This is a genomic window from Inhella proteolytica (genome assembly GCF_016093275.1).
GTDB lineage: Bacteria > Pseudomonadota > Gammaproteobacteria > Burkholderiales > Burkholderiaceae_C > Inhella > Inhella proteolytica.
The window spans coordinates 554216-576495 of record NZ_JAEDAK010000002.1 but is presented as its reverse complement, the minus strand read 5'-3'; the positions used below and the strand labels follow the sequence as shown (position 1 = coordinate 576495).

The window sequence follows — 22280 nt, the reverse complement described above, 5'->3', positions numbered from 1 at the left end:
CGCGCCGCCCGCTCGGCCTGCAGCGCGCGCGCGCTGTGCAGCGCGGCCAGCGCGGCGGCGGCGTCGCCGCTGGCTTCCAGCAGCTCGGCGCGCAGCTCGGCCAGGTCGCAGCGCAGGCGCATGCCCGGGCGCGCATCGCCCAGCGCGCGCTCGCAGGCGTCCTGCAGCACCTGCAGGCGCACCAGGGCGCCGGCGGTGTCGCCGCGCAGATGGGTGGCCAGGGCCTGCGCCATGCCCAGCTCCAGGCGGTCGTCCGGCAACTGGGCGGCGGGGTTCACGCGCGCCATCAGGTCCTGCGCCAGCTCCGGCGTGCCGGCCCGCAGCGCGCACAGGGCCAGGGCCTCGAAGTGCATGGGCAGCAGGCCGCGGCCGCTGCCATCGGGCTGGGCGTTGGCAATGGCGTGCACATCGGGCAAGGCCTCGCGGGCACGGCCCAGGCCGGTCAATGCCAGTACGCGGTTCACCAGCAGCACGGTGTGGGCGCGGCCATGGCTGCATTGGTGGATGCGCTCCAGCCCGCGCTCGATCTGGCGCAGGGCCTCGTGCAGGTCACCGAGCTCCAGCAGCTCGTGCGAAAGATTGGCGTGCAGGGCCACGTCGTAGCCCAGGCCGCGCTTGGGGCCGGCCTCGCGCAGGGCTTGGGCCATGCAGGCCATGGCCTGTTCCGACTCACCCCGCGCCGAGTGGCAGCCCGCGAGCGCATTCAGGTAGATGGCGAGCTGCTCGCGGCGCAGGGTGCGCAGGGCTTCGTCGCGCAGCGGGTGCAGCAGGTCGGCGGCACGCTGCACCTGGCCCTGGCGCCACAGCGCGCGGGCCAGGCCGGCCACGGCCAGCAGCTCGGCACCACGTTCCTGCAGCTGCACGAAGCGGGTGCGTGCGGCACTCAGCTCGGCTGCGGCGGCGGACGGGCTGGCGAAGGACAGCCGGTGAAAGCCACGCACCAGCTGCGCCCAGGCCTGGCCGAGCGCGTCCTGGCTGTCCTCGGCGCGCACGCGGGCCTCCTCGATCAGCTCGTAGGCCGCGCCGGCATCGGTGTGCAGCAGGCGCCAGGCCTTGTGGGCCAGGCGCGTGGCGGGACTGGGGCCGAGGCCACTGCCGGCGGCCGGACCGTGCATTGCGGTGTACAGGGACATGGGGACGCACGCTAGCCCATGCGCGCCGCCCGCAACAGGCCCCCCGAAGGTGGGACGCTCGAACCGGCCCCAGGGCCAACCCTGGGGTCAGTTCAAAATACGGGAAAACCCTAGGTGGCGCAGCTGCCGCAGCCGGCCACGGCGCCGCTGGGCGCTGCCACGGCGTGCGGCTGGGCGGGGTCGAAGCCCAGCTGCTGCATGGTGAACACGAGTGCCGCGTCCATCATTTCGGCGTGCTGGGGGAACCATTCGGCCAGTGCCGGCACCAGGCGGGCCAGCGGTTCCCATTCGCCGTTGTCGATCGCGCAGCTGCGCACCTCGCGCATCAGCTCCAGCACCATCTGATGCTGACGGCTGTGGCAGTTCTCGGGCGTGAAGCCGGTGGCGGCCATCCAGCCCTCTTCCATCGCGAAGTGCTGCTCGGTATGGGCCAGCAGGGCGTCGAAGGCGGGCAGGGCGCCGGCACCGGGCTGGGGCTGCACGGCGGCGGCCAGGGTGTTCAGCAGTTCGACGAACTCCTGGTGGGTGCGGTCGATCTGCGGCTGTTGCAGGGCCAGGGCGTCGGTCCAGGTCAGGGCGTCATTCATGGGCGGGATTGTCCGGGGCGCGCGCCGCGGCCACCATCGCTTGGATCAATTCCTGCCAACATGGCCAGCCGCACAAGGAGCAAAAGGATGGCGGAGCCTGCGCAAGCGACGGCGAGTGGGTGGCACAGCCTGGCCCTGGGCCTGCTGCTCGCCCTGGCGGCCGGCACGGCATGGGCGGCTGGCTGCCAGTCCCCCAGCCTGGGCCCGGGCCTGTGTGACGCCGACGGCGACGGCGTGGCCGACCCGCCCCGCCAGGCGCGCGAATGGCTGGACCCGCCCACGCTGGTGATCGGGGTGGTGGGCCTGAGCGGCTCCGGCCCGGGCCTGGTGACGGTGCGCGCGAACCTGGAGCCGCTGCGCGCGCACATCGAGCGCCAGCTCGGGCGCAAGACGGTGTTCCTGCTCGCCCGAGACACGCGCGACCTCAGCCGGGCCTTTCGCGCCCACCAGGCCCATCTGGTGCTGATGCACACCGGGGCGGTGGAGGAAGAGGTGGCCTGTGGCGGTTTGCTGCCGCTGGCACAGCCGGTGGGGGCGGACGGCCAGCTCTCGGGCTATCGCATGGAGATCGTCGTACCCGCGGCCTCGCCGGTGCGCGAACTGGCGCAGCTGCGCGATCTGACGCTGACCTTCGTCGACGAGAGTTCCGCCAGCGGCTACAAGCTGCCCGTGGCCCTGCTGCGCCGCGAGGCCGGGCTGGAGCTGGGGCGCGACTACCGCGCCGAGTTCTCCGGCCGGCACGATGGCTCGATCCTGGCCGTCTCCGGCGGCTTGGCGCAGGCCGCGGCGGTGGCCGGCAGCATCCGCCTGCGGCTGGAACGCGAGGGCCTGGTGACGCGCGACAGCCTGCGTGTGATCTACGCCTCGCAGGTCCTGCCCAAGCCGCCGTGGGGCGTCAGCCACCGCCTGCATCCGCAGCGCGTGCAGGCCTTGCGCGCCGCCCTGCTCAGCTTTCCGGGCGGCCCCAAGGGTCTGCAGGAAGGCGACAGCCTGCGCCCGGCGCGCTACCGCGAGGACTGGGCCGGCATGCGGGAGCTCAACCGCCTGATCGGCTCCACCCCGAGCTGCCTGCGGGCGCCGGCAAGGCCCTGAGCCCGGTGCGGATCAGGGGTGGTAGCGCGTCCAGCGCCCCGGGCGGGCAAAGGCGAACAGCTGCAGGCCGGTCGCCTGGGCGGCGCGCAGCGCCAGCGCGGTGGGGGCGCTCATCGTCACCAGGCAGGGCAGGCCCACGCGCGCGGCCTTGTGCACCAGCTCGAAGCTGGCGCGGCTGGTGAGCAGGGCAAAGCCGCTGGCCGGGTCGAACGGGCGCTGCGCCAGGCGACCGATCAGCTTGTCCAGCGCGCAATGGCGGCTCACGTCTTCGGCCAGTTCCAGCAGATCGCCCTGCGGGCTGGCCCAGGCGGCCGCGTGGGCGCCGCCGGTGCGGGCGTTCAGCGCCTGCCGGCCGGGCAGGGCGGCGAGCGCGCGCTCGATCGCGCCCTCGGCCAGCTGCAGCGGCGCCAGCGCCCGCGTGGGCAGGGCCAGCAGCGTGCGCTGGTCTTCGATGCCGCACAGCCCGCAGCCGCCCGGCGCCGCGCCAAAACGGCGGCGCGCACGCAGGGTCTGCAGGCGCGGCTCGGGCAGCTGGATCAGCACCGACAGCCCGGCACCCGCCGGCAGGGCCTGCAGGTCCAGGATTTCGTCGGGGCGCTCTACCAGGCCCTCGCTCAGGCAGAAGCCCAGCGCCAGGGCCTCGGCGTCGAGCGGCGTGGCCATCAGGGTCAGCGCCACCTCGTCGTTGAACACCAGGGTGACCGGGGCTTCCTCCACGAGCAGCTCCGCCGCGAGCTGGCCGTCGCTGCGGCGCCCGGGCGCGGCGGCCTGGCCGCTGGCAAAGGCGTCGGGGGCGGGGCGGGCCCAGTCCAGGGGGTCAGCAGGGGGCATGGCGGGTGGCAGGCGGCGGGCGCCGCAGGTTTCAAACGTTACGGCCGGGGCGCTGCGCGCGAAGTGCGGCTGAAACCCGGGCCGCGCATCATGGCGCCAATCACTCCCCACGCATCGTCATGAGCACTCCCCCGTTCGTTGAGCGCGAGTTCCCCTCCCGCATCGCCAACCTGGGCTTCTTCGTGGAGCTGCCGCAGAACTGGCAGCCGCTGGAGCTGCCTGACGAGGAGCCGGACTTTTCCGATGCCCGCAAGCTCTTCGGCCTGGCCGGCGCGCATGCGCCCTACGCCGCGCTGGTGTTCACCGCCGCCGCCCGCCCGGCCTTCGACGACGGCACGGTGCAGGACTGGGCGCGCTGGCTCATCGAGCAGCATGGCGTGGACCTGCGCACGCTCGGGCCCGGCCAGCTGGGCAGCCTGCCCGCCATCCTGGGCCAGTGCGCGCCCGAATCGGACATGGGGCCGATGCAGACCCATTTCGCCTTCGCGGAAGACGGCGGCCGGCTCATCCACCTCAGCCTCACCGGCCCGGAGGAGCTGCAGGCTCAGACCTGGCAGGCCTGGCAGCAGGTGCTGCGCAGCTTCCGGCTCGCCGCGCCGCAAGGCCCCAGCGTGCCCCTGGCCCCGGCGCCCGCGGTGCACCAGGCCCCGGCCGATGCGCCGGTGGCCGATGTCGGCCAGTTCGCCCTGCCCGGCGGCCAGGCCACCCTGCAGCAGGAGCACCCGCTGCAGCAGGCCTGGCTGAACCAGGGGCGCGGCTTTGCCCCGCCCATCCGTGCCGCCGACGAGGCCAACGGCCGCGCCTGGGTGGCCAGCATGGCCCTGAAGGCCGTGCTGGCCCTGCCCACCGGCTGGCACGCGCTGGACGACAGCCGCCGCCTGCTGCTGCTGCACCCCGACAACTCGGTACAGATCAGCCTGGAGCGCCTGGCCGCCCCGGCGGGCCTGGAGGCCTTGCTGGACCAGATCGAGGCCCAGACCCGCGCCGACTACCCCGCCCCGCAGTTCCTGCGCCTGCAGTGCGGCCCGGTGCTGGGCCTGGCGGTGCGCGGCATTGCCGATGGCGAGCAGGCGCTGGAGCAGATGCATTTGCTGCTGGCGCTTGACGAGGGCTGGGCCGTGCGGGCCCGCGCCACCGCCACGCCCGCGGCGGCCAGCCAGGCGGGTGATCTCGCCGAGGCCCTGCTGCACAGCCTGCAGTTCGAGGCCGCGCCGGCCGAAGCCGAGGCGCCCGAGGACGACGAGCGGCCCGAATGGGCCCGCGCCGCCTCCGTGCTCGAAGCCCAGGGCCGCCTGGCCGAGGCCGAGCGCGTGATGCTGGACGGCTGCCCCTACCAGGGCGTTCTGATCTCGGTGGCCGAGATGTACCGGCGCGAGATGGCGCGCTGCGCCCAGCGGGGCGACGCCGCGGCTGTGGCCGCCGCCCGTGAGGCGGCCGTGCGCTGGGCGCATGCCTACGCCGCCAGCGCCACCAGCGGCGGCGAGGGCGTGGCCCTGTCGCGCGAGCGGGATGCCTTTCTGGCCAGCCTGGACTGAACCAGCGCTCAGTCCTGCGGCCGCTCGCCGGCCAGCAGGGCCTGCTGGGCGGCCAGGGCCTGCAGCAGATGCGCCCGCACCGCCTTCACGCGCGCCGTCTCGCGCAGCTCGGGGTGGCTGAGCAGCCAGAGCTCGGAATCGCAATCGGCCAGGGGTTCGCCCAGGCGCAGCAGGCCGGGTTCGGCATCGCCCAGAAAGCAGGGCAGCACCGCCAGGCCCAGGCCCTGCAGGCAGGCGGCGCGCACCATCAGCAGGCCCGAGAAGCGAAGCGCCACCTGTTCCAGCGGCAGCTGCTGCGCCAGCCACTGCAGGGCCTTGCTGCCGGCGGCCGAATCGTCCAGCGAGAGCCAGGGTTGCTCGGCCAGCGGCGCGCGCTGAAAGCGCCGTGCCTGGGTGCGCTGCACATAGATGGCGTGGCGTAGCGCTCCGATGCGCTGGCCGATCAGGTGCGGCGGCGGCTGCGGCGCGGGGCGCAGCGCCAGGTCGGCCTCGCGCTGCGAGAGGTTGTGGAAATCGTTGCGCGCCGCGGCCTGCAGCTGGATCTCCGGCAACGCCTGGCGCAGCGCCGGCAGCAGGGGCAGCAGCAGGCCGCCGATCACCCCCTCGGTGCTGGCCAGGCGCACCAGGCCGCGCGGGCGCTGGTCCTGCCCCTGCACGCGCAGCAAGGTGGCGTCGGCCTGGGCCCGCATGGCACGGCCGGCCTCGGCCAGGGCCTCGCCGGCCGCGCTGGGCCGGTAGCGCCCGGCACGTCGCTCGAACAGGCGCACGCCCAGGGCCCGCTCCAGCGCACCCAGGCGGCGAAAGGCGGTGGCATGGCTGATGCCCAGCGCGGCGGCGGCCTGCACCAGGCTGGCCCGCGCAGCCACTTCGGCCACCAGCAGCCAGTCGTCCAGGCAGATCGGGTGTTCGCCTTTCATTTCTGCAAATCCATCTTGCAGATTGTGATGCTTGGTTTGCAATCTTGATTCTTAGAGTGCACCCCATGCCGGCTCGGCCGGTGCTTCCACGGAGAGTTCCCCATGTTCCTCAAGCGCACGTTGCGGTCCGGCTTTCTCGGCTTGGCCCTTGTCTCACTGAGCGCCGGCCCGGCGCTGGCCCATGAACCGATCTGGGACGGCAACAAGGTGCAGATGCTGAGCCAGCAGCTCGCTCCCGGCGTGTTCGTCCACCTCGCGGCCGACGCCGCCGCACTGAACGCCCAGGGCGGCGCGGCCGCCACCAGCGGCGGCCTGATCGTCGGCACACGCGGGGCGCTGCTGATCGAGACCATGCTGAACCGCCGCCTGCACGACCAGGTGCGTGCCCTCGCCCGCGCCAAGGCCGGCAAGCTGCCGCTGCTCTATGCGGTCAACACCAGCTCGCATGGCGACCACAGCTTCGGCAACATGTTCCTGCCGCCCGAAACCCGGCTGGTTCAGCACGAGCACACCGCGCGCTTCATCGCCACGCACCTGGAGCAGGACAAGGCCTTCATGCTGCAGCACTTCGGCCAAGGCCGTGGCATCGAGCCCATCCAGGCGCGCGCGCCCGACATCCTGGTGCCCGCCGGCGGCAAGCTGCTGCTGGACCTCGGCGGCCGCCAGGTCGAGATCCACGACTTCGGCTTCGCGCAGACCGGCGGTGACCTGTTCGTCTGGGACCCGCAGTCCAAGACGATGTGGGCCGGCAACCCGGTCATCGCCGCCAAACCCGCACTGCCCTGGCTGCTGGACGGCAAGCTGCTGCAGACCCTGGCCACCTTGCAGAAGGTCTACGACTTCCTGCCCGCCGACGCCACCGTCGTGCCCGGCCACGGCGTGCCGATGGGGCGCGAGGGCCTGCGCTGGCACATCGACTACCTCACCGCGGTGCAGGCCGGCGTGAAGGACGCGCTCGCGCGCGGCCTGAGCCTGGAGCAGACGGTGGCCGAGCTGCAGCTGCCGGCCTTCCGCGGCTATGTGCTGTTCGACTGGGTGCACCCGGGGTTGAACGTGCCGGCGGCCTACAAAGACTTGGCGGCGCTGCGATAGGCCCAGAAGCGCGGCAGCCCGATCCCGGTGAGCACGACGGCCACCAGGCACACCAGGCCACCGCTCCAGATCGCGATCGGCACGTCCCAGGCGTCGGCCATGAAGCCGGCGCGGGCATTGCCGATCAGCGGGCCGGTGAGGTAGCTGATCATCTCGATGCCGGCCAGGCGCCCGCGCATCTCGTTCGGGATGGTCTCGTTCCAGATCGTGCTGCGGAACACGCCGCTGACCATGTCGGCCGCACCGGCCAGGGCCAGGCAGAGCAGGGCGGCCAGCAGGCCCGGGGCGAAGCCCAGGGCGACGATGCCGAGCGCCCAGACCCCGGCGGCCAGCACGACGGCACGGCCGTGGCGGCGCACCCGGCCGGTCCAGGCGCTGAACAGGCCGATCAGCAGGGCGCCCACCGCCATGGCCGACAGCAGCCAGCCCACCGCATCCGGCCGGCCGCTGGCCGCCGCCATGGCCGGAAAGAGCGCGACCGGAAAGGCGAAGGCCATGGCGATGATGTCGACGATGTAGGTGCCCATCAGCTCGGGCCGGGCCCAGGCGAAGCGCAGGCCGGCGGCCAAGTCGGCGAGCAGATGCGGGCGCTCGCCATCCGGCTCGGGCATGGCAATGCGGGCGCGTGGAATGAAAGCGATGAAGGCCAGCGCCAGCACGAAGCTCAGCAGATCGAACAGGTAGGCGCCCTGCGCCCCCCAGCCGGCCAGCATCAGGCCCGCCAGCGCCGGCCCCGCCACCATGGTGAGGGTGCCGCGCACCGAGCTGAGCGTGGCCACGGCGGCGTAGTCCTCGCGCTGCGCCAGCTTCTGCGTCAGGGCTTCGAGCGCCGGGCGGTGGAAGCCGCTGGCCCCCTGCAACACGGCCACCAGGGCGTAGATCAGCCACACGCTCGGTTCACCCGCCAGGGTGTTGGCCAGCAGGCCGGCCAGGCACAGGCCCATCAGGGCCTCGCAGACCATCAGCAGGCGCTTGCGGTCGACGCGGTCGGCCACCGCGCCGCCCACCAGGCCGCAGCCCAGCACCGGAATCAGCTGCACCAGGCCGAGCAGCCCGACCTGGGCATTCGAATGCGTCAGCTCGTAGAGCTGCCAGGGCACGGCCACATAGCTGACCATGGTGCCCAGGCCGGACACCAGCTGGCTGAAAAAGAGCAGGGCGAAGGCGCGGTCGCGGCGCAGCGGGCCGATGTCAAGCAGCATGGCGGCTCACTGGGGGAGGTCGAGGAATTCGCGCATCGCCGCCAGTTCGGCTTCGAGCGCAGACCCGAAGGCCGGCTCCTGCGGGCGCTGCGCCACGAAGCCCAGCTCGTGCTGCAGCCGCCCCTTCACGACCTTCAGATTGGCCCAGCCGATCACCGCGTCGCGCCACAGCAGGGGCAGGGCGTAGTGGCCGCGCACCCGCTTCGCCGCCGGGGTGTAGGCCTCGAAGCGGTAGGCCCAGCCCCACAGGCGCTCGAAGCGGCGGCGGTCCCAGACGACCGGGTCGAAGGGCGCGAGCAGGCGCACCTTGGCCGGGATGCGCCAGCCGCGTGCCGGGTCTTCGTCGGCCGGCCAGTACCAGTCCGTGCCCTCGACCTTGGCCTGCGCAAGGCGCGCCTTGGCGCGTGCCAGCGTGCTGGCGCGCAGCGCCTGCCACTGCGGGGCGGCCGACACCAGCATGCTGATCAGCGTGGAGAGGCTGCCGGCCGGCAGCGGGGCGTACTTCTGCACCAGCGCGTCGGCCATGGCATCCATGGCGGCCTGCGGGTCGGGCGCTTCGGGCCAGGGGGCGGCCAGCGCATAGCAGCGCGTGCCGTTGTCGCGCCGCACCACATCCAGCCGGCTGCGGTAGTGCAGGCCGTCGAGCAGCTCGGTGCTGAGCCGGCTGTTGCCGCCGAACCAGTTCTTCACGCTGCCATGGTTCAGCGCGGCGTCCACGTCGGCGGGGTGGGCCTCGCCCAGGCGCGCCACTTCGGCGAGCACGGAGTCGGCCAGCTTCCAGCGCGCCTTGTCCCACACGCGCCGGGCCGAGCGCGGATGCATGTGCGCGCGCAGCTCGGGGGTCAGGAAGCCGTAGTTGATGAAGAAGTCTTCTTGCAGCGGCAGCCGCGGGTAGCGGCGCTCCAGGTCTCCGGCCCGGTAGGCCTTGACGCGGTGGCGCAGCGTCAGGTCCTGCGCACGCGCCGGGGCGCGCAGTGGGTCGGCCTGCACGAAGCCGCCCAGGCGTCGCACGGCTTCCATCAGCGTGGTGGGTGCGAACAGGCTGCGCGCCACGGCATGGCGGCGCAGATCGGACAGGGTCGGGCTTGACATTCAACTTGGCTTGAAGCTGAGACTGGGCGGCCATTGTGGTTTCGAGGATCCGTCTTGACCGAAGTTCATTACCTGCGCTGGGTGCGTGCCAGTGCGCTGTACGACCTGATCGTGACCTGGCCGCTGGCCACGCCCTGGACGCTGAGCCTGCTGCTGGCACAGCTGGGCGAGCTGCACCAGCAGCTGGGCCTGCCCGGTCAGCTGCCCGCGCCCGATGCCCTGCACCTGCTGTTGGGCTCGCTGCTGGGCAGCCTGGTGCTGGTGTGGGCGGGGCTGCGGGTCTGGCGGCCCTCGGTGCTGCTGGGGCGGCTGGACCTGCTGACGCGCGTGGCCTTCCTGAGTTGGGAGCTGTGGGCGGTGGCCCAGGGCCTGAGCCCGCTGCTGCTGGGTTTTGCCTTCTTCGAGGCCTTGTTCGGCGTGGCGCAGGCCTGGCCGCTGCGCCAGCCGGCGCTCAAAGGCGGCTGTTCTGATGCAGCTGTTCCTCGGTGTCCAGCTGCATCTCGTAGCTGAAGAAGCGGTTGCGGCCCTTGGCCTTGGCTTGGTACAGCGCGTCATCGGCGCGCAGCAACAGGCCTTCGGCGGTGGTGGCTTCGTCGGGCACGCAGGTGGTCAGCCCGCCGGACAGCGTGACATTGGGCGCCACCGGGGAGTCGGGGTGCGGGATGGCGGCGCGCGCCAGCGTGCGCAGCAGGGCGCGCGCGTAGGTCATGGCGCCGGAGCGCGGCGTGAGCGGCAGGATCAGCGCGAACTCCTCGCCGCCGTAGCGGCCGGCCAGGTCGCGCGGGCGCAGGCAGGCGTCGGTCAGCAACTGCGAGACCTGCTTCAGGCAGGCATCGCCGGCCACGTGGCCGGCGCTGTCGTTGAAGCGCTTGAAGTGGTCGATGTCCAGCAGGGCCAGGCTGAGCGGCTGGCCCTCGCGCCGGCAGGCGGCGATTTCCTGGTGTAGGCGCTCGTCGATGGCGCGGCGGTTGCACAGGCCGGTCAGGGCGTCGTGGGTGCTGAGTTCGCGCAGCTGGGCGTTGGCGGCGCGCAGTTCTTCCGAGCGCTCCAGCAGCTTGGCGCGCATCACCAGCAGGCGCTGCATGGCGCGCAGCTTGGCGCTGAGCAGGGTGGTGGTGATGGGCTTGCTGAGAAAGTCGTCGCCGCCGGCCTCGATGCCGCGCCAGACTTCTTCGTCGCCATTGCGGCCTGAGAGGAACAGGATGGGCGTCCAGCCGCCCTGCTCGGCGGCGCGGATCTGGCGCGCCACCCAGTAGCCGTCGTGGCCGGGCATTTCCACGTCGAGCAGGATCAGGTCCGGGCGCGACTGCATGAACAGGCGCACGGCGCCCTCGGGGTCGGCGCTTTCCAGCACGCGGTGACCGAGCGACTCCAGCGCCGCGCGTGCCAGCAGGCGTGGCACGGCCTGGTCGTCAACCACCAGCACGGTCAGGGATTCCTGGATGCTCAACATCGCGATCATTCTGCGGGGCGGCACAGAATAGAGCAGCGGTTCCCGCGGTCCACCCTCACAATGGGTGGATGGAATTTCCTTCGCTGGAAGGGATCAGGGTTTTCGAGAGGGGTTGGCTGTCATCCAACCAGGTCCTGATCCCCGCCGCAGCAGGTGAGAGTGGGGCCTTGCTGATTGATAGTGGACATGGTTTGCACTCCGAGCAGACCGTCTCTTTGTTGCGCGCAGAACTGCAGGGCCAGGGCCTGCGCGCGGTGCTCAATACCCATCTGCATTCCGACCACTGCGGCGGCAACGCGCGCCTGCAGCGTGCCTTCGGCGCCGAGGTCTGGGTGCCGGAGGGCGAGGCCGCCTTGGCGCGCCACTGGGAAGAGGCGGCGCTCAGCCACGCGCTGAGCGGCCAATACCTGCCGCGCTTCAAGGTGCAGCGCAGCGTCGCGGCGGGCGAGATCGTCGAGGCCGGCGGCCTGGCGTGGGAACTGCTGGCCGCGCCGGGGCACGACCCGCACGCGCTGATGCTGTTCGAGCGCGAGCGCGGTCTGCTGATCAGCGGCGACGCCCTCTGGGAGCGTGGCCATGCGGTGGTGTTTCCCGAGCTGGTCGGCGAGTCCGGCTTCGAGGAGGCGCTGTGGACACTAGAGACCATCGAGCACCTGCCGGTGCGCTGCGTGGTGCCGGGCCATGGCCGGGCCTTCACGGATGTGGCCACCTCGCTGCGCCATGCGCGTGAATGCCTGATCCGCTGGCAGCGCGACCCCTTCATGCATGCCCGCCATGCGCTGCGCGTGCTGGTCAAGTACCACCTGATGGAGGTAGGGCGCGAACCGGTGGCGGCCACACTGATCTGGGCCGCTGGGGTGCCGCTGCTGCGCCGCATGTGGGAACGCTTTGCCCCAGCTGGCGTGGCAAGCCCGGCCAGTTGGTGCGAGCAGGTGCTGGGCGAGTTGCTGGGCCGCGGCCTGGCCCGGCGCGTGGGCGACGAGGTGCTGGATACAGCTTGAATGAGACAGGGCGCCTGTAGGCGCCCTGGGAGTACTTCGCTGCCTGGTGCCAGCAAGCCGTCTGCTACGCAGCCGGCTCGCTGTCCGAAGCAGCTCGGCCGCTTCGCGTCCGGCGCCGGGTCTTACAGCCCGGCTGCGGCGCGCAGCGCCGCCGCTTTGTCGGTCTTCTCCCACGTGAACTCGGGCTCCTCGCGGCCGAAGTGCCCGTAGGCGGCGGTCTTCTCGTAGATCGGGCGGCGCAGGTCCAGCATTTCGATGATGCCGCGCGGGCGCAGGTCGAAATGCGCCTTCACCAGTTCGGCGATCTTGTCGTCCGGGATCTTGCCCGTGCCCTCGGTGTAGACCGTGATGTTCATCGGGTGCGCCACGCCGATGGCGTAAGCCACCTGGATCTGGCACTGGCGCGCCAGGCCGGCGGCGACGATGTTCTTCGCCACATAGCGCGCGGCGTAAGCGGCCGAGCGGTCCACCTTGGTCGGATCCTTGCCCGAGAAGGCGCCACCGCCGTGTGGGCAGGCGCCGCCATAGGTGTCGACGATGATCTTGCGCCCCGTGAGTCCGCAATCCCCCTGCGGGCCGCCGATGACGAAGCGGCCGGTCGGGTTGATCAGGTACTTGGTGTCCTGCAGCCATTCCTTGGGCAGCACGGGCTTGATGATTTCCTCGATGACGGCCTCGTAGAACTCGGGCTTCATCTTGTCGCCCAGGCTCATCTCCGGGTCGTGCTGGGTGCTGAGCACCACGGTGTCGATGCTGTGCGGCTTGCCGTCCACATAGCGCATCGTCACCTGGCTCTTGGCGTCCGGGCGCAGGAAGGGCAGGCGGCCGTCCTTGCGCAGCTGGGCCTGACGCTCCACCAGGCGGTGCGCGTAGTAGATCGGTGCGGGCATCAGCTCGGGCGTCTCGTCGCAGGCGTAGCCGAACATCAGGCCCTGGTCGCCGGCGCCGGTGTTCAGGTAGTCATCGCTGGCGTGGTTCACGCCCTGGGCGATGTCGTTGCTCTGCTTGTCGTAGGCCACCAGCACCGCGCAGCCCTTGTAGTCGATGCCGTACTCGGTGTTGTCGTAACCGATGCGCTTGATCGTGTCGCGCGCCACCTGGATGTAATCCACATGGGCGTTCGTGGTGATTTCACCGGCCAGCACCACCAAGCCGGTGTTGCACAGGGTTTCGGCGGCCACGCGGCTGAGCGGATCTTGTTTGAAGATCGCGTCGAGAATGGCGTCCGAGATCTGGTCGGCGACCTTGTCCGGATGCCCCTCGGAAACCGATTCCGAGGTGAAGAGGAAATCGCTTTGAGCCACTTCTTAAACTCCTTCGAGATGTTGCAACGGGCGTTGCCGGATTCTTCGAGGGAGTCGCGGCGAACGCTTTAGCGGCATTTTTTCGCTCCGGTTGCCCGGAACTGCCGCCCCGCAAGTTGTCCTGTTAACTCGGCGACCCCGAGATTCTGCACCCGTTCATGTTCCTGATTCGCTGGATGTCCCGCTGGCCTTTGTGGCTGTTGCACGCTTTCGGCGCTTGCGCGGGGTGGCTGGCGTTCGCCCTGTCCAGTGCCTACCGGCGCCGGCTTTGGGCGCAGGCGCGTGCTGCCGGGGCCAGCGCAGCGCAAGCCCGTGGCGCGGTGGCTGCGGCCGGGCGCATGCTGTTCGAGATCCCCTGGCTGTGGCTGCGCCCGCAGCAGCGCTTGCTGGGGGACTGGGTGCGCTGGGAGGGCGCCGAGCGCCTGCAAGCCCTGCTGGAGCAGCGCCGCGGCTTGCTGATGATGACGCCGCACCTGGGCTGCTTTGAGGTGGCGGCCCAGGCTTATGCTGAGCGCTTTGGCGCCGGGGCACCCATGACGGCGCTGTACCGCCCGGCCCGCAAACCCTGGTTGCGCGATCTGGTGGCCGCAGGACGCGACCGCCCCGGCCTGAAGGCCGCCCCGGCCACGCTGGCTGGCGTGCGCCAGATGCTGCGGGCCCTGCGCCAGGGCGAAACCGTGGGCCTGCTGCCCGATCAAGTGCCGCCGGAAGGGCTGGGCGTGTGGGTGCCGTTCTTCGGCCGTCCGGCCTACACCATGACCCTGGCCGCCCGGCTGATGCAGCAGACCGGTGCCGCCGTGGTGCTGCTCTGGTGCGAGCGCCTGAGCGGGGGGCGCGGCTTCGTCGTGCATGTGCGCGACTTCCCGCCGCCCTCACCTGACACCGACCTGGAGGGCCTGACGGCCCATGTGAACCGTGCGATGGAAGCCCTGATCCTGGAGGCCCCGCAGCAGTACCTGTGGGGCTACAACCGCTACAAGAACCCGCGTCCGCTCGACCTGGGAGGCGCGCCATGATGGGTCGTCTGGGTGCCCGGTTCGCGATCGGCTTGCTTTGGCTGCTGCACTGGCTGCCCCTGCCGGTGCTGGCCGCACTGGGCCAAGGCCTGGGGGCGCTGCTGTGGAAGCTGGCGCGCTCGCGCCGGCGCATCGCGCTGCGCAACCTGGAACTCTGCTTCCCCGAGAAAAGCGCGACCGAACGCGAACAGCTGGCGCGCGAGCATTTCGGCTGGATGGGCCGCTCGATCCTGGAGCGCGGCCTGCTGTGGTTCGCGCCGCGCGAGCGCCTGCTCAAGTACCTGCATATCGAGGGTGACATCCTGCAAGCCGAACGCAGCGACAAGCCGGTGATGTGGCTGCTGCCGCACTTCGCCGGCCTCGAATGGGCCGCGCCGGCCTTGATGCTGGGCCAGAGCCGGCCCGGCGTGGATGTCTACCAGCGCCAGAGCAATGCCGTGTTCGACGCCCAGCTGATGAAGGGCCGCGGCCGCTTCGGCCGCAATGCCTTTGTGGATCGCCATGACGGCATCCGCCCGGTCATCAAGTACATCCGCCAGGGCTATGGCTTCGTCAACGCGCCGGACATGGACTTCGGGCCCAAGGACTCGGAGTTCGTGCCCTTCTTCGGCGTGCCCGCCGCCACCCTGCTGGCCCCGGCCAAGATGGCCGCCAGCCTGGACATGGTGGTGCTGCCGCTGGTGACGACGATGCTCCCGGGGGGCCAGGGCTACCGCGTGCACGCACCGCCGCCGCTGCCGAACTACCCCAGCGGCGATGCCCTGGCCGACGCCCACACCTTCAACGCCTGGCTGGAGGCACGCATCCGCGAGCAGCCGGCGCAGTACCTGTGGGTGCACAAGCGCTTCAAGACCCGGCCGGCGGGCGAGGCCTCCTTCTACTGAAGCCGACAATCGACCCCATGCGACTCGACTTCACCAAGATGCACGGCGCGGGCAATGACTTCGTCGTCATCGACGCCACGCGCCGCCCCTTCGATCTGAGCCCGCAGCAGCTGCGCGCGCTGGGCGACCGCCGCTTCGGCGTGGGCTGCGATCAAATCCTGGTGGTCGAGCCGGCCTTGTCGGGCGACGCGGCGGACTTCCGCTACCGCATCTTCAACGGCGCCGACGGCAGCGAGGTGGAGCAGTGTGGCAACGGCTCGCGCTGCTTCCTGCGCTATGTGATCGACAAAGGGTTGACGACGCAGCCGCGGGTGCGCGTGCGTACCGTCAATGCCCTCCTGGAGTTGGTGCTGGCCGAGGACGGTCGCGTGCGCGTGGACATGGGCCCGCCGCGTCTGGACCCGGCCAGCCTGCCCTTCGACCCTCAGGGCCTGGCGCCCGATGCGCGCGGTTTCTGGCCGCTGACCCTGGCCGATGGCGTGGCCGTGCAGGCGGCGCTGGTGTCGATGGGCAACCCCCACGCGGTGCTGCTGGTGGACGATGTGGACGCCGCGCCCGTGGCCCTGCTCGGCCCGCAGGTGCAGGCGCTGTCTCGCTTCTCCCAAGGGGTGAACGTGGGCTTCTTGCAGATCCAGGCACGCGACCGAGCGCGCATCCGCGTCTACGAGCGCGGCGCCGGCGAGACCCTGGCCTGTGGCACCGGCACCTGCGCGGCGGTGGTGGCCGGCATCCGCGCCGGGTTGCTGGATGCGGCGGTGGAAGTGCAGGCGCGTGGCGGCCAGCTGCGCATTGAATGGGACGGCCAGGGCTCGGTCTTCATGACCGGGCCGGCGAGCACCGTGTTTGAAGGATCGATCGAACTGTGAGCATGAACCACGACCCGCGCATCGAAGGCATCACCGAGGCCGACATCGCCAACTACCTGGCCGCCAATCCGGCCTTCTTCGAGCGCCACGCCGAGCTGCTGCTGCATGTGCAGCTCAGCCACCCGCTTGGCCACCGCACGGTGAGCCTGCAGGAGCGCCAGGCCGAGATGCTGCGCGAGCGCATCAAGGGCCTGGAGCGCAAGATCATCGACATGATCCGCGCCGGCACCGAGAACCTCGGCCACTTCGAGAAGCTGCAGCGCTGGACCCTCGCGCTGATGCGCGAGCACGACCCCGCCGCGCTGCCCGAGTTGCTGCTGCGCGAACTGCAAGAGCGCTTCCTGATCCCGCAGACCGCGCTGCGGCTTTTCCAAGCCGCACCGGCCTTTGCCGATGTGCCCTGGGCCGCGCCCGTCAGCGAAGACCTGCAGCGCTTTGCCGGCAGCCTGAGCGAACCCTATTGCGGCATGAACAACGGCTTCGAGGCCGCGCAATGGGTGGCGGCCGAGGCCGGCCCCGTGGCCTCGCTGGCGCTCATTCCGCTGCGCCGCCCGGGCCAGGAACAGGCCTTCGGCCTGCTGCTGCTGGGCTCGCCCGATGCCACGCGCTACCAGGCCGACATGGGCGTGGAGTTCCTGGTCAGCGTGGGCGAGGTCAGCAGCGCCGCACTGGCGCGCTTGCTGCCGGCGGATGAGCCTGCTGCCTGAACACAGCCAGCCCTATCTGCAGCATCTGCGGGTGGAGCGGCGCCTGGCCGAGCGCTCGCTGTTGCTCTACGAGGCGGCGCTGCAGCGCCTGCAAGCCGGCTGCGAGGCCCTGGGCACCGCGCCCCTGAGCCTGCGCCCCGCCGCAGCGCGCGAATTGCTAGCGCGCCTGCATGCCGGCGGCCTGGCGCCGCGCAGCCTGGCGCTCACGCTTTCGGCCTGGCGCGGCTACTACCGCTGGCTGGCCGCCCAGCGCCTGCTGGACCACGACCCGCTGGTGGGCCTGCGCGCGCCCAAGGCCGGCCGCCCGCTGCCCAAGGCCCTGGGTGTGGACGATGCCGTGGCCCTGGCCTCGCACCAGGCCGGTGACGAGCCGCTCGCGCTGCGCGACCACTGCCTGATCGAACTGCTCTACGGCGCCGGCCTGCGCATCAGCGAGGTGCTGGGCCTGGATGTGGCGCCCGGCGGTGCCGGTTACCTGGACCTGCAATCCGCCGAGGCCCTGGTCCTGGGCAAGGGCGGCAAGGTGCGCAGCGTGCCGCTCGGGCAGGCTGCGATGGCTGCCGTGCAGGCTTGGCTGGCCGTGCGCGCGCAGCTGGCCAAGGCGGATGAGCCCGCGCTGCTGGTGGGCGAGCGCGGCCGCCGCCTGAGCGCCAGCCATGCGCGCCTGCGCCTGGCCCAGGCCGCGCAGCAGGCCGGGCTGCCCACCCATGTGCACCCGCACATGCTGCGCCACAGCTATGCCTCGCACCTGCTGCAGTCCAGCGGCGACCTGCGCGCCGTGCAGGAGCTGCTGGGCCACGCCAACATCCGCACCACCCAGGTCTACACGCGCCTGGACTGGCAGCACCTGGCCAAAACTTACGACGCCGCACACCCGCGCGCCAAACCCAAGCCGAAGCCCTGATCCGCCCCCCCAAAATGGCGCGCTTTCAACCCGCCCGGGGCGGCCTTGGTGTTCAAGGCGCGGCGCCCCAGCGCATTGCCTGGAGCTTGAACATGAGGATCGGATCGAAGGCCCCTGGCGGCCGCCCGCTGGTGTTTGCGGCCGCCCTGGCGGCCTGTGCCCTGCAGGCGCAGGCCGCGCCGCCCGCCTGCGCCCTGAAGCCGGCGGACCTGAGCCGTGTGCTGGGGGTGAGCTTTGCCGAGGGCAAGCCCGAGGACGCGGGCGGCATGGGTACGGGCTGCACCTACAAGGCCAGCAATGGCTCGATGAAGGCGGGCACCGAGGTCTCGCTGTTCCTGCACATCACGTCCGCCGGTGGTCCGCCGGACATGATGCGCAAGATGATGAACCCGGGCAAGACGCGCTTCCAGCCCGTGGCCGGCGACCCCGATCGCGCCGTCATCGTGCAGCACGCACCCGATGTGCCCACCTTCCCCGATGTGTCCTACGACCGTGGCGGCTACCTGATCGGCCTGCGGCTTTCCGGCACCTTCTACAAGGACCTGGCGCAGCGCCAGAGCGCGAAGGCCGAATGGGACGCCAAACTGCTGAAGCTGCCGCGCCTGCCCTGAGCGGCTCAGGGCGGATCCGGGCTTGTAGCCCGGGCGGGACAATGGCGGCATGAAAGTCATCAAACTCCGCGAGGGCAAAGAGCGCTCGCTGCTGCGCCGCCACCCCTGGGTCTTCGAGGGCTCGATCGCCAAGGGCAAGGCCGATTTCGGCGAGACCGTGCGGGTCGAATCCGCTGGCGGCGATTTCCTCTGCTGGGCCGCCTACAGCCCCAGCTCCTCCATCAAGCTGCGCGCCTGGAGCTTCGATGAGGCCGAGCGCATCGACGCCGCCTTCTTCGAGCGCCGCATCGCCGCCGCATTGGCCTACCGCGCCCGGCTGGCGATCGACAGCAATGGCCAGCGCCTGATCCACGGCGAGGCCGATGGCCTGCCCGGCCTGATCGTCGACCGCTATGCCGACACCCTGGTGGCGCAGTTCCTGGCCGCCGGCACCGAGCAGTGGAAGGGCGTGATCGCCGACGCCCTGCTCGCCGCCACCGGCCTGACGCGCCTCTTCGAGCGCAGCGATTCGGGCGTGCGCCAGCTGGAGGGCCTGACGCCGGTCAAGGGCTGGGTTCGCGGTGAGGGTGCCACCGAGGTGGAGCTGCATGAATCGAGCTGGAAGCTCAAGCTCGACGTGGCCGAGGGCCACAAGACCGGCTACTACCTGGACCAGCGCGACAACCGCCGCGAGTTCGCCCGCTGGGTGCGCCAGCTGGGTGCGCAGCGGGTGCTGAACTGCTACTCCTACACCGGCGGCTTTTCGGTGGCGGCGCTGGCCGGTGGGGCCACGGACGTGACCAGCGTCGATTCCTCCGGCCCCGCGCTGGCGCGCGCCACCGAGCACGTCACGCTCAACGGCTTCAACCCCGCCCACCACCTGGCGTTGGATGCCGATGTGAACGCCACCCTGCGCGGCTTCATCAAGGAAGGCCGGCAGTTCGACGCCATCGTGCTCGACCCGCCCAAGTTCGCGCCCTCGGCCGCGCATGCCGAACGCGCCAGCCGCGCCTACAAGGACATCAACCGCCTGGGCCTGCGCCTGCTGGCGCCGGGCGGCTTGCTCTGCACCTACAGCTGCTCGGGCGGCGTGGGGCCGGAGCTGTTCCACAAGATCATTGCCGGCGCGGGCATGGATGCGGGCATCGACGCCTACATCGTCGACCGCGTGGGCGCCGCGCCCGACCATCCGCAGACCCTGGTGTTCCCGGAAGGCGAGTACCTGAAGGGCTTGCTGGTGATGCGGCGTTAAGCGGCTGGCGGCAGCGGCAGGCTGGGCCGAAACTTGGCCCGCTTGACCGCGAAGAAGGCCTTCACATTCCGCACATTGGCGTCCTGCGTGAAGAGCTCTTGGGCCAGGGCGGCGTAGGCGTCCATGTCGCGCACCTGGATGACGAGCAGAAAGTCCGGCCCCGGCGAGGTGCGGTAGCACTGCTGCACGGCGTCGAAGGCGATCGTGCGGCGCTCGAAGGCTTCGAGGTGCTCGGCGCCCTGGCGGTCCAACGTGATCTCCACCAGGGCCGTGAGCAGGGGCACGAAGGCGGCCGGGTTCAGCAGTGCCACCTGGGCTTCGATGACGCCGCGCTCCTGCAAGGCCTTGACGCGGCGCAGCGCGGTGGCGGGCGAGACCCCGGCGCGCTCGGCCAGGGTCTGGTTGGTCAGGCTGGCATCGCGCTGCAGCAGGTCGAGCAGGCGCAGGTCAATGGCATCCATTTGGGTGGATAAATAAATCAAATACTTCTGTCATTTGAAATAAGAGTGCGAACCAAGAAGAAGGTGCATGAGTATTTCAAATGAATGCAAATTTTGAAAGCACATGCCGTCGCCGACTGCCTAGCATCCGCCACCTTTTCAAACCTGGGCGGACAACACCATGTGCGGCATCGTTGGCGCGGTAAGCAGCAGAAACATCACCCCGATCCTCATCGAAGGCCTCAAGCGCCTGGAATACCGCGGCTATGACAGCTGCGGCGTGGCCGTGCATCAGGACGGCGCGCTGCGCCGCGCCCGCTCCACCAGTCGCGTGGCCGAGCTGCAGACCCAGGCGGCCGAGGACGGCATTGCCTCCGGCACCGGCATCGCCCACACCCGCTGGGCCACCCATGGCGTGCCGGCCGTGCGCAATGCCCACCCGCACTTCAGCCCCGGGCCGAACGCCGCTGAAGGTGCGGCGGGCCGCGTGGCCCTGGTGCACAACGGCATCATCGAGAACCACGACGAGCTGCGCGCCGAACTGCAGGCGCGTGGCTATGTGTTCCACAGCCAGACCGACACCGAGGTGATCTGCCACCTCGTCGACCAGCTCTACAACGGCGACCTGCTGGAAGCCGTGCAGCAGGCCGTGCAGCGCCTCAAGGGCGCCTACGCCATCGCCGTGTTCCACCGCGACGAGCCGCAGCGCGTCGTCGGCGCCCGTGAGGGCTCGCCCCTGGTGCTGGGCGTGGGGGAGGGCGAACGCTTCCTGGCCTCCGACGCCATGGCCCTGGCCGGCGTGACGGACCAGATCGTCTACCTCGAAGAGGGCGATGTGGTGGACCTGCAACTGGGCAAGCACTGGATCAGCCATGCCCAGGCTGGCCGCTTCACGGCGGTCGAGCGCGAGGTCAAGACCGTGCACGCGCACAGCGGCGCGGCCGAGCTCGGCCCCTACCGCCACTACATGCAGAAGGAAATCTTCGAGCAGCCCAAGGCGATTGCCGACACGCTGGACGCCGTCGAGACCATCGGCCCCGAGCTCTTCGGTGCCGGCGCCGCGGCGCGCTTCAAGGACATCGACTCGGTGCTGATCCTCGCCTGCGGCACCAGCTACTACAGCGGCAGCACCGCCAAGTACTGGCTGGAGTCGATCGCCAAGATCCCCACCAGCGTCGAGATCGCCAGCGAATACCGCTACCGCGACTCGGTGCCCAACCCGCGCCAGCTCGTCGTCACCATCAGCCAGAGCGGTGAGACTGCCGACACCCTGGCCGCGCTTAAGCACGCCCGCTCCCTGGGCATGCAGCACACGCTGACGATCTGCAATGTGGGCACCAGCGCGATGGTGCGCGAGTGCGCGCTGAACTACATCACCCGCGCCGGCGCCGAGATCGGCGTGGCCTCCACCAAGGCCTTCACCACCCAGCTGGTCGGCCTGTTCCTGCTGACGCTGACGCTGGCCAAGGTGCGTGGCCACCTGAGCGAGGCGCAGGAGGCCGATCACCTGAAGGCCCTGCGCCACCTGCCCGTGGCCGTGCAGGCCGTGCTGGCGCTCGAACCGCAGGTGGTGGCCTGGAGCGAGGCCTTCGCCCGCAAGGAGAACGCGCTCTTCCTGGGCCGCGGCCTGCACTACCCGATCGCGCTGGAAGGCGCGCTCAAGCTCAAGGAAATCAGCTACATCCATGCCGAGGCCTACCCGGCCGGCGAACTGAAGCACGGCCCGCTGGCCCTGGTGACGGCCGAGATGCCGGTGGTGACCGTGGCGCCGAACGACGCCCTGCTGGAAAAGCTCAAGAGCAATCTGCAGGAAGTGCGCGCGCGCGGCGGCGAGCTGTTCGTGTTCGCCGATGCCGACTCGCACATCGAGAGCGGCGAGGGCCTGCACGTGATCCGCATGCCCGAGCACTACGGCGCGCTCTCGCCCATCCTGCATGTGGTGCCGCTGCAGCTGCTGGCGTATCACACCGCCTGCGCCAGAGGCACGGATGTGGACAAGCCGAGAAACTTGGCGAAATCCGTGACCGTCGAATGACGGGCACGGAGTTCGCCAGGTTCGGCGGCGCAGCCGCCGCGCAGCGCAAGCGCTGCGACTCGGTTTGGACGTGAACCGGGTCGCGCAGCGAGCCGGTTCACGGCACAAGCCCCGCAACTTGGCGAAGTCGGTCACCGTCGATGAGACGGCGACCGGCTGCGCCAAGTTGGGCCGCGCAGCGGCCTGATCGGCGCAGCCGATCATCCGAGCTTGGACGTGTGGCCGCTCGCGCAGCGTGTGGCCACACGGCACAAACCGAGGCGCAGCGCGCGGTCGGCCACACCCGATGCGAAGGAGCCGGCACCGTCAGCGAAGGCCCCCAATCGCCCCCAACTTGGCCCCCACCG

21 protein-coding genes and 1 pseudogene are annotated in these 22280 nt (G+C 70.9%); 13 read left to right on the top strand and 9 right to left on the bottom strand.

Annotation, left to right across the window (positions count from 1 at the left end):
* Nucleotides 1–1133: pseudogene (locus I7X39_RS05155) on the bottom strand (GGDEF domain-containing protein); the annotation flags it as partial.
* Nucleotides 1134–1243: 110 nt separating this feature from the next.
* Nucleotides 1244–1720, bottom strand: coding sequence for a hemerythrin domain-containing protein (locus I7X39_RS05150; protein ID WP_198109891.1), 477 nt, complete (start codon nucleotides 1718–1720; stop codon nucleotides 1244–1246).
* Between the two features lie 87 nt (nucleotides 1721–1807).
* On the opposite strand from I7X39_RS05150, the gene I7X39_RS05145 reads away from it, so the two are divergent.
* Nucleotides 1808–2812 (top strand): phosphate/phosphite/phosphonate ABC transporter substrate-binding protein, encoded by a 1005-nt coding sequence (locus tag I7X39_RS05145; protein WP_198109890.1) that lies wholly within the window; start codon nucleotides 1808–1810, stop codon nucleotides 2810–2812.
* Nucleotides 2813–2824: 12 nt separating this feature from the next.
* Here the strand turns inward: I7X39_RS05145 and fdhD are convergent, their stop codons facing one another.
* A complete protein-coding gene (gene fdhD, locus I7X39_RS05140) occupies nucleotides 2825–3643 on the bottom strand; it encodes a formate dehydrogenase accessory sulfurtransferase FdhD (RefSeq protein ID WP_198109889.1) in 819 nt (272 codons plus the stop codon).
* 119 nt (nucleotides 3644–3762) lie between these two features.
* On the opposite strand from fdhD, the gene I7X39_RS05135 reads away from it, so the two are divergent.
* Entirely contained in the window at nucleotides 3763–5178 is a 1416-nt protein-coding gene (locus I7X39_RS05135) for a hypothetical protein (protein WP_198109888.1), read from the top strand.
* Between the two features lie 8 nt (nucleotides 5179–5186).
* On the opposite strand, the gene I7X39_RS05130 is transcribed toward I7X39_RS05135, so the two are convergent.
* Nucleotides 5187–6095, bottom strand: a complete 909-nt coding sequence (locus I7X39_RS05130; protein WP_198109887.1) for a LysR family transcriptional regulator — start codon at nucleotides 6093–6095, stop codon at nucleotides 5187–5189.
* Between the two features lie 102 nt (nucleotides 6096–6197).
* Here I7X39_RS05130 and I7X39_RS05125 point away from each other — a divergent pair, with 102 nt between their 5' ends.
* Nucleotides 6198–7187, top strand: coding sequence for an MBL fold metallo-hydrolase (locus tag I7X39_RS05125; protein ID WP_198109886.1), 990 nt, complete (start codon nucleotides 6198–6200; stop codon nucleotides 7185–7187).
* Here the strand turns inward: I7X39_RS05125 and I7X39_RS05120 are convergent.
* Together I7X39_RS05120 and I7X39_RS05115 are read right to left on the bottom strand one after the other, a co-directional pair.
* Entirely contained in the window at nucleotides 7160–8389 is a 1230-nt protein-coding gene (locus I7X39_RS05120; RefSeq protein WP_198109885.1) for an MFS transporter, read from the bottom strand. The genes I7X39_RS05125 and I7X39_RS05120 overlap by 28 nt on opposite strands.
* Nucleotides 8390–8395: 6 nt before the next feature.
* Nucleotides 8396–9481, bottom strand: coding sequence for a DNA glycosylase AlkZ-like family protein (locus I7X39_RS05115; protein ID WP_198109884.1), 1086 nt, complete (start codon nucleotides 9479–9481; stop codon nucleotides 8396–8398).
* A 54-nt stretch (nucleotides 9482–9535) separates the two neighbouring features.
* Between I7X39_RS05115 and I7X39_RS05110 the strand changes: the two genes are divergently transcribed.
* Complete coding sequence (locus I7X39_RS05110) at nucleotides 9536–9991, top strand: hypothetical protein (RefSeq protein ID WP_198109883.1); 456 nt, start codon at nucleotides 9536–9538, stop codon at nucleotides 9989–9991.
* On the opposite strand, the gene I7X39_RS05105 is transcribed toward I7X39_RS05110, so the two are convergent.
* On the bottom strand, nucleotides 9933–10934 hold the full coding sequence (locus I7X39_RS05105) for a GGDEF domain-containing response regulator (protein WP_232351705.1): 1002 nt from the start codon (nucleotides 10932–10934) through the stop codon (nucleotides 9933–9935). The two genes, I7X39_RS05110 and I7X39_RS05105, sit on opposite strands and share 59 nt — an antisense overlap.
* Before the next feature lie 68 nt (nucleotides 10935–11002).
* Between I7X39_RS05105 and I7X39_RS05100 the strand changes: the two genes are divergently transcribed.
* A complete protein-coding gene (locus tag I7X39_RS05100) occupies nucleotides 11003–11935 on the top strand; it encodes an MBL fold metallo-hydrolase (protein ID WP_198109881.1) in 933 nt (310 codons plus the stop codon).
* A 122-nt stretch (nucleotides 11936–12057) separates the two neighbouring features.
* Here I7X39_RS05100 and metK read toward each other — a convergent pair whose 3' ends face one another.
* A complete protein-coding gene (gene metK / locus I7X39_RS05095) occupies nucleotides 12058–13239 on the bottom strand; it encodes a methionine adenosyltransferase (RefSeq protein WP_198109880.1) in 1182 nt (393 codons plus the stop codon).
* A gap of 158 nt (nucleotides 13240–13397) precedes the next feature.
* Here metK and I7X39_RS05090 point away from each other — a divergent pair, with 158 nt between their 5' ends.
* The 7 genes from I7X39_RS05090 to I7X39_RS05060 all read left to right on the top strand — a co-directional run bounded on the left by I7X39_RS05090 (nucleotide 13398) and on the right by I7X39_RS05060 (nucleotide 19458).
* Entirely contained in the window at nucleotides 13398–14255 is an 858-nt protein-coding gene (locus I7X39_RS05090; protein WP_198109879.1) for a lysophospholipid acyltransferase family protein, read from the top strand.
* Complete coding sequence (locus tag I7X39_RS05085; protein WP_232351703.1) at nucleotides 14252–15139, top strand: lysophospholipid acyltransferase family protein; 888 nt, start codon at nucleotides 14252–14254, stop codon at nucleotides 15137–15139. The genes I7X39_RS05090 and I7X39_RS05085 overlap by 4 nt, the downstream gene beginning before the upstream one ends.
* Nucleotides 15140–15156: 17 nt before the next feature.
* A complete protein-coding gene (gene dapF, locus I7X39_RS05080; RefSeq protein ID WP_198109878.1) occupies nucleotides 15157–16005 on the top strand; it encodes a diaminopimelate epimerase in 849 nt (282 codons plus the stop codon).
* A 2-nt stretch (nucleotides 16006–16007) separates the two neighbouring features.
* The gene (locus I7X39_RS05075; RefSeq protein ID WP_198109877.1) at nucleotides 16008–16712 is read left to right on the top strand and encodes a DUF484 family protein; all 705 of its coding nucleotides are present in this window, start codon (nucleotides 16008–16010) and stop codon (nucleotides 16710–16712) included.
* Nucleotides 16696–17616 carry a tyrosine recombinase XerC gene (locus tag I7X39_RS05070; protein WP_198109876.1) on the top strand — a complete coding sequence of 307 codons (921 nt, stop codon included), beginning with the start codon at nucleotides 16696–16698 and terminating at the stop codon, nucleotides 17614–17616. The genes I7X39_RS05075 and I7X39_RS05070 overlap by 17 nt, the downstream gene beginning before the upstream one ends.
* Before the next feature lie 92 nt (nucleotides 17617–17708).
* A complete protein-coding gene (locus tag I7X39_RS05065) occupies nucleotides 17709–18227 on the top strand; it encodes a hypothetical protein (protein WP_198109875.1) in 519 nt (172 codons plus the stop codon).
* A gap of 49 nt (nucleotides 18228–18276) precedes the next feature.
* Complete coding sequence (locus I7X39_RS05060) at nucleotides 18277–19458, top strand: class I SAM-dependent rRNA methyltransferase (protein ID WP_198109874.1); 1182 nt, start codon at nucleotides 18277–18279, stop codon at nucleotides 19456–19458.
* Here the strand turns inward: I7X39_RS05060 and I7X39_RS05055 are convergent.
* Nucleotides 19455–19919: an Lrp/AsnC family transcriptional regulator gene (locus I7X39_RS05055; RefSeq protein WP_198109873.1), complete on the bottom strand. Its 465-nt coding sequence runs from the start codon at nucleotides 19917–19919 to the stop codon at nucleotides 19455–19457. The genes I7X39_RS05060 and I7X39_RS05055 overlap by 4 nt on opposite strands.
* 160 nt (nucleotides 19920–20079) lie before the next feature.
* Between I7X39_RS05055 and glmS the strand changes: the two genes are divergently transcribed.
* Nucleotides 20080–21933: a glutamine--fructose-6-phosphate transaminase (isomerizing) gene (gene glmS, locus I7X39_RS05050; RefSeq protein WP_198109872.1), complete on the top strand. Its 1854-nt coding sequence runs from the start codon at nucleotides 20080–20082 to the stop codon at nucleotides 21931–21933.
* Nucleotides 21934–22280 lie beyond the last annotated feature (347 nt).